7 protein-coding genes and 1 pseudogene are annotated in these 6,640 nt (G+C 64.7%); 6 read left to right on the forward strand and 2 right to left on the reverse strand.

Annotated features, from left to right (window positions below):
• Positions 1-134: 134 nt before the first annotated feature.
• A pseudogene (locus BST38_RS28655) lies at positions 135-938 on the reverse strand (radical SAM protein); the annotation flags it as partial.
• Between the two features lie 68 nt (positions 939-1,006).
• Positions 1,007-1,630, reverse strand: a complete 624-nt coding sequence (locus tag BST38_RS28660) for a TetR/AcrR family transcriptional regulator (protein WP_083146928.1) — start codon at positions 1,628-1,630, stop codon at positions 1,007-1,009.
• Positions 1,631-1,728: 98 nt separating this feature from the next.
• On the opposite strand from BST38_RS28660, the gene BST38_RS28665 reads away from it, so the two are divergent.
• The 6 genes from BST38_RS28665 to BST38_RS29520 all read left to right on the forward strand — a co-directional run bounded on the left by BST38_RS28665 (position 1,729) and on the right by BST38_RS29520 (position 6,461).
• Complete coding sequence (locus tag BST38_RS28665) at positions 1,729-2,559, forward strand: mycofactocin-coupled SDR family oxidoreductase (protein WP_083146929.1); 831 nt, start codon at positions 1,729-1,731, stop codon at positions 2,557-2,559.
• On the forward strand, positions 2,556-3,359 hold the full coding sequence (locus BST38_RS28670; RefSeq protein WP_083146930.1) for a mycofactocin-coupled SDR family oxidoreductase: 804 nt from the start codon (positions 2,556-2,558) through the stop codon (positions 3,357-3,359). Before BST38_RS28665 ends, BST38_RS28670 begins: the two co-directional genes overlap by 4 nt.
• Positions 3,360-3,439: 80 nt before the next feature.
• Complete coding sequence (locus BST38_RS28675) at positions 3,440-4,195, forward strand: carboxymuconolactone decarboxylase family protein (protein WP_165761676.1); 756 nt, start codon at positions 3,440-3,442, stop codon at positions 4,193-4,195.
• A gap of 5 nt (positions 4,196-4,200) precedes the next feature.
• Positions 4,201-5,652 (forward strand): aldehyde dehydrogenase family protein, encoded by a 1,452-nt coding sequence (locus BST38_RS28680; RefSeq protein ID WP_083146933.1) that lies wholly within the window; start codon positions 4,201-4,203, stop codon positions 5,650-5,652.
• A gap of 52 nt (positions 5,653-5,704) precedes the next feature.
• Positions 5,705-6,304: a helix-turn-helix domain-containing protein gene (locus BST38_RS28685; protein ID WP_083146932.1), complete on the forward strand. Its 600-nt coding sequence runs from the start codon at positions 5,705-5,707 to the stop codon at positions 6,302-6,304.
• Complete coding sequence (locus tag BST38_RS29520) at positions 6,297-6,461, forward strand: hypothetical protein (RefSeq protein ID WP_165761675.1); 165 nt, start codon at positions 6,297-6,299, stop codon at positions 6,459-6,461. The genes BST38_RS28685 and BST38_RS29520 overlap by 8 nt, the downstream gene beginning before the upstream one ends.
• Positions 6,462-6,640: the final 179 nt, after the last annotated feature.

Below are 6,640 nucleotides of genomic sequence, written 5' to 3' on the forward strand. Positions count from 1 at the left end.
ACAGAACGCCTCGAGGCACCCCACCCCACAAACCACTAATTCAGCAGACTCCTAGAGCCCGTCGGCGAATCGGACCTGGAGGCCGAGCGCCCGAGCCCGGTGGCCCGGGCGGTGCTGCGCGGCCTGCGCTGGGCTCAGAACAGAGTGGGGTGCGCCGGTGCCGCGACTTCGGAGGAAACGGCACCGGCGCGCGCCATGGGCGCATGCCCGGTCAATCGGTACCGCGCGAGCAGCGGTGCCACCCGGGCACGCAACTGCGCACGATACTCCGGCGGCAGATAGGCCCCGCGCCGGTACAGGCTTCGATACTGGAATACCAGTTCAGGATGGGTCCGTTGGAGCCACTGCAGGAACCAGCCCCGGGTCGAGCCGCGCAGATGCAGCCCGAATACCGTCGCACCGGTGGCGCCGGCCGCGGCGATCTGGCCCAGCAGCGCCTCCAGATGTTCGGTCGAGTCGGTGAGTCCCGGGAGCACCGGCGCGACCATCACGTGGCAGTCCAGTCCGGCGTCGCGGATCGCCGAGATCAGCGCCAACCGGGCCTGCGGGGACGGCGTGCCCGGCTCCAGCTCACGCTGCAGGTCCGGATCCGCGACCGCCAGCGAGATCGACACGCTCGCCCCGGCCCCGTGCCGGGCGGCCTCGGCGATCAGCGGGAGATCGCGGCGCAGCAGCGTGCCCTTGGTCAGGATCGAGTACGGTGTGCCGGATTCGGCCAATGCGGTGAGGATGCCCGGCATCAGCCGGTAACGCCCCTCGGCCCGCAGATACGGGTCGGTGTTGGTGCCCAACGCCACCGTCTCGCGGGTCCATGACCGACGGCGCAGTTCCCGGCTCAACACCTCGGCCACGTTCGTCTTCACCACGACCTGGGTGTCGAAATCGGCGCCGGGATCGAAATCGAGGTACTCGTGGGTGGGCCGGGCAAAGCAATACCGTTCCATGTCAAGTCCAGCCGTGTTGCGCCTATTCACCGATCCGTAGTCAGAAGGCGACGACGAGGAGGTCAGCCCCCCGAGTTCGAACGGCGCTTGATCGACGCACTTGATCTCCGGGGCGGTGCCGACTCGTAGCCCAGGGTCAGCCAGTACACCGTGCGTTCCAGGACTGGCAGGATGTCGGTGGCGGCGATCTCGCCGGCGGAGAAGCGTCCGAGTAGTCCGTAGATCACGCTGGAGAAGATGGCGTCAAGATTGGCGATGAATTCGTCGTCGACGCCCGCCAGCACCTCCAGTCCAGCCGGGGCGACGAGGTCTAGCCCGAAGCGAAACAGCTTCTGCCCGTTGGGCGATGACCGCACCCGAAAGTAAGCCGCGAGCATCTCCGGGTGCGACTCCCAGGGTTCGAAGATCGTGCGAAAAATCTGCATCAAACCGTCATACAGCGACGCCTCCAAACCTCCCCCGACCGTGATGCCGGCGTAGCGGTGTAGCTTCGACCAGTACTCCAAGGCCGCCAGGATCAGATCGTCGCGCGTCGGGTAACGCTTGTAGATGGTGGCCAGCGACGACTGTGCCCGGCGGGCTACTTCGCGTAGTTGGACGGCATCGTAGCCCTCGGTTTCCAGAATCTCGACGACGACATCGAGCAGGCGGTCACCGTTGTGCCGTGCCGCGAAAGTTTCGGTCATCGCCCCTTGCCTTCTCGTGAGTAACATGGTTACTCTAACCGGTGTAACACGGTTACTCGGGTCGCTCTGCGGCGGCTGGCGCAATGAAGCGAGGAGCAATGGGTTCTCTGGACGGCAAGGTCGCATTCATTACGGGTGTGGCCCGTGGTCAGGGTCGCAGTCATGCGGTTCGTCTGGCCACCGAGGGTGCAAACATCATCGGCGTCGACATCTGCGCCGATATTGAGGCCAACGGGTACCCGATGGCCGCCCCGGAGGAGCTCAACGAGACGATCTCGCTCGTCGAGTCCGCGGGCGGCAAGATGCTCGGCAGTGTTGGGGACGTCCGTGACTTTCACGCGCTGAAGGCGGCGCTGGACGCCGGTGTGGAACAGTTCGGGCGCCTGGATATCGTCCTCGCCAACGCCGGCATCGCACCGACCGCATTCCGCGAGATCAGCATCGAAGAAGACCTGGAGATGTGGTGCGCCGTCGTTGACGTCAACTTGAACGGCTCGTTCAACACGGCCAAGGCCGCGATCCCGCACCTGATCGCTGGCGAGCGCGGCGGGTCGATCGTGTTCACCAGCTCCACCGCCGGCCTAAAAGGGTTCGGTGGCATGCGTGGCGGCGGGCTCGGCTACTCGGCATCCAAGACCGGCATTGTCGGAATGATGCGGACGCTGGCCAATGCGCTTGCGCCGTACAGCATCCGGGTGAACACCGTGCACCCGACCGGGGTGAACACCATGATGGCGGTTAATCCTGAGATGACGGCTTTTCTGGAGGCCTACCCCGACGGTGGGCCACATCTACAGAATTCGATGCCGGTGACGCTGCTCGAACCCGAGGACATCAGCAACGCCATCGCATACCTCGTGTCCGACGCCGCCAAGTATGTCACCGGGGTCACCTTCCCGGTCGACGCCGGCTTCTGCAACAAGCTATGACTGGCCGCGTCGAGGGAAAGCGAGTCCTGATCACCGGTGCGGCCCGCGGCATGGGGCGCAGTCACGCGATCCGGTTGGCCGAGGAGGGTGCCGACCTGATCCTGGTCGACATCTGTGAATCACTGCCCGCAATCGAGTACCCGCTCGCCACGACCGAAGAACTCGAAGAAACCGCACGACTGGTGGAGAAGCACGGCCGGCGCGCGGTGACCCATTTGGTGGATGTCCGGGACGAACGAGCGTTGACGGCGGCGGTCGACGCCGGCGTCGCACAACTGGGCGGCCTGGACGCCTCGGTAGCCAACGCGGGCGTGCTGACCGGCGGCACCTGGGACACCACCACCGCCGAGCAGTGGCGCACCGTCGTCGACGTGAACCTGATCGGCACGTGGAACACCTGCCGGGCCGCCATCCCCCATCTCGTCGAGCGAGGTGGCGCCCTGGTCAACGTCAGTTCGGCCGCCGGTATCAAGGGCTCACCGCTGCACACCCCGTACACCGCGTCCAAGCATGGCGTGGTCGGCATGAGCAAGGCGCTGGCCAATGAGCTCGCCGCGCAGAGTATCCGGGTCAACACCGTGCATCCCACTGGGGTGCCGACCGGTATGCAACCGGCGACCCTGCACACCCTGCTGCACGAGCAGCGGGCCGATCTCGGGCCGATCTTCCAGAATGCGTTGCCGATCGTGATGGCCGAGGCGGTCGATATCAGCAACGCGGTGTTGTTCCTGGTGTCCGACGAGGCCCGCTATGTCACCGGCCTGGAATTCAAGGTCGACGCCGGCGTCACCATCCGCTGACCACGAGTGAAAAGAGTTTTGACGTGACGACTTTTGCCCCGGACCGCCTCGAGCGCGGCCGACGCGCGTACGCCGACATCATGACGATCCCCGCACCTCAGGACTCGACGCCGGCGACCACGCATCTGCTGGACTTCGTCTTCGCCGAGGTATGGCAGCGGTCCGGCCTGACGCGCCGGGAACGCCGTTTCATCACTCTGCCGTGTGCGGCTGCCGCCGATGCCGAGCGGCCGCTGCGCGACCACGTGTATGCCGCACTCAACAGCGGCGACGTCAGCATCGTCGAAATGCAGGAGACGGTACTGCATTTCGCAGTGTACGGCGGGTGGCCGAAAGCGTCGCGGTTCAACCAGATCGTCGATGAGCAGTGGGAACGCATACACCGAGACCGGGGTATACCAGTGCCCCCGCCGGAACCCTTGTTACCGCTGAGCACCCCGAGTGACCCCGAAGCGCGTCTCGCGGTGGGCGAGCAGTCGTTCAAGGACGTGAACTGCCTACCGTTCGCCCCGACGCGGGATAATCCCTTTCAGGGCGCCGGAATTCTCAACTTCGTGTTCGGGGAGATGTGGCTGCGGCCCGGTTTGGGAATGAAGGAGCGACGGCTGATCACGGTTGCGTGCGTTGCCTTTCAAGACGCACCCTATCCGATCCTCAGTCATGTCTATGCCGCCTTGAAGAGCAGAGACCTCTCGTTCGATGAAATGGACGAGCTGGCTTTGCATTTCGCGGCGCACTACGGCTGGCCCAAGGGATCGCACCTGAACCAGGTTATCGGTGAGCAGAAGCAACGGGTGACCGAGGAATGGGCCGACGAGTCGAAAGGCAATTCGTGACCGCGATGCTCTCCGACAGCGTCGTCGGGTTGCTGGTCGGGCCGGACCGGATCACGTCGACATCGGTCGACCGACACTCACACATCTACCCGGGCACAGGTGAGCGCAACGCCACCGTGGCGTTGGCCGGGGCACCAGAGATGGATCTCGCGGTCTCGGCCGGCAGGGACGCGCAGCGTCATTGGGCGGCGTTGACGGTGGACCAACGGCGCGATGCGCTGATCGACCTCGCCGACGTGGTGCACGAGCACCTCGGCGAGCTCGCCGAGCTCAACACCCATGACTATGGGGTGCCGATTTCGTATGCCGGTAACGCCATCATGGTCGAGCAATTCCTCCGACACTTTGCCGGATACGTCGATAAACCGCACGGGTTGAGCACGCCGGTTAGCGGTAGCCCCGATCTGAACTTCATCGAACGTGAACCGTACGGGGTGGTGGGCGTCATCGCCCCGTGGAACGGTTCTCTGGTGGTGGCCGCATCCTGCCTTGCGCCGGCGCTGGCGGCTGGGAACGCCGTGGTGTTCAAGCCGTCCGAGGTGGCGCCATTGGCGGCATTGCGTTTGGGTGAGCTCTGCATCGAAGCGGGGCTACCGCCAGGGTTGGTGAACGTGCTGCCGGCCGCGGCAGACGGTGGGGACGCGCTGGTGCGCCACCCCGGAATCGGCAAGATCCATTTCACCGGCGGGGACCAGACTGCCCGCGCGGTGCTCAAGGCTGCGGCCGACAATCTGACCCCGGTAGTGACCGAACTCGGTGGAAAATCGGCCAACCTCATCTTCGCCGATGCCGACCTCGACGCCGCTGCAGTACGTTCGGCCCATCAGGGACCACTCATGCAATCGGGACAAAGCTGTGCGTGCGCCAGCCGAATCCTGGTGCAGGACAACGTCTACGACGCTTTCGTCGAGCGGTTCCTCAGCGTCATCGGCGCGGCGCGGATCGGCGATCCACTGGAGCCGACTACCGGCTTTGGCCCGGTCATCTCCGACACCGCGCTCAAGCGGATTCTCTCGGTGGTTGACCGGGCCGTCGACGAGGGGGCAGGCGAGCTGCTCACCGGCGGATATCGAATCACCGACGGCGCACTGGCGAGGGGCTACTACATCGAACCGACCGTGCTCGGTAATGTCGACAACGGTTCGACGCTCGCGCAGACCGAGACCTTCGGCCCGGTGGTTTCGCTGATCAGATTCAGCGACGAGGCCGAGGCCGTGCGGATCGCCAACGACACCCGATACGGCCTGAACGCGTTTGTGCACACGCGAGACCTGAACCGGGCCCATACGGTAGCCAGGCAACTGGAGTCGGGTTCGGTGTGGATCAACCAGGGCAGCCGGATCTCCCCGCAGGGTCCCTACGGTGGCTACAAGCACAGCGGCGCCGGCCGTACCGGCGGGCTGGAGGGTCTGCAGGGATTCCAACAGGTCAAGAACATCCGTATCGGATTGAGCTGACCCTCGATCTCCGAATAGCTCAATGCACTCATAGTGCACTATCAAGCCCTGCATGGATCAAGAGGCCGCGAAGCTTGCGGCGGCGATCGGCGCACGGGTCAAGCACGAGCGCAAGGGGCGTGGCTGGACGTTGGACCAACTTGCCGACGCTGGGTCGGTGAGCCGCCGCATGGTGGTCAATGTCGAGCAGGGAGCGGTCAATCCCAGTGTGGGGACATTGCTTCGGCTCAGTGATGCGCTCGGGGTGGGGCTGCCCTCGTTGGTGGAACCGCCGGAACCCAAGTCCGTCACGGTCACCCGCAGTGGTGCGGGTGCGAAACTGTGGACCGGCGCCAAAGGCGGTCGTGGCGTACTGGTGGCAGGAACCACTCCCCCGGATGTCCTGGAGTTGTGGGACTGGTCGTTGGGGCCCGGGGATCGACACACCAGTGAGTCTCACGTCGTCGGCACCAAAGAGCTGGTACACGTTCTCGTGGGTACGATCACCGTCGAGGTCGACGACCAGGTGGTCGTTCTCGAAACCGGTGATGCCCTTGCTTTTCCCGGCGACGTCAACCACGCCTACACCAATCCCCACAGTCGACAAGCCCGTTTTTCGCTGGCGGTTTTCGAACCGGGAGTGGGCACCGCGTCGGAGACCCGTCATGGTTGAGAAGTCCAACCTCGACCAAGCCGCCCGCGCCGGCGCCGACGATCAACTCTGCGCTGCCGCCGAAGATCTGACCTCTCATTTGCGTGGTCTGGGACCTGACGTCCACATCGCACAGCGATTGCTGCAGAAGCATCCAACAACGAAGTACGGAGTCTGACCGTGTTGATTCATCCATGGGACGGCGCAGTGGACGCCACCGAAGGTTGCGTCCAGCAGAGTGGTGTACGAGTCGGACCTGATCAGCGGTGCCGGCGTGTCGTAGCCGAGTGATTGAGGGTCATTGAACCGTCCCGGGTTTCATGCACCCTCAGGTTTCTGTGATCCGGCCGGTCTACC

It is taken from the genome of Mycolicibacterium parafortuitum, assembly GCF_002086815.1.
In the GTDB taxonomy this organism is placed as follows: domain Bacteria; phylum Actinomycetota; class Actinomycetes; order Mycobacteriales; family Mycobacteriaceae; genus Mycobacterium; species Mycobacterium parafortuitum.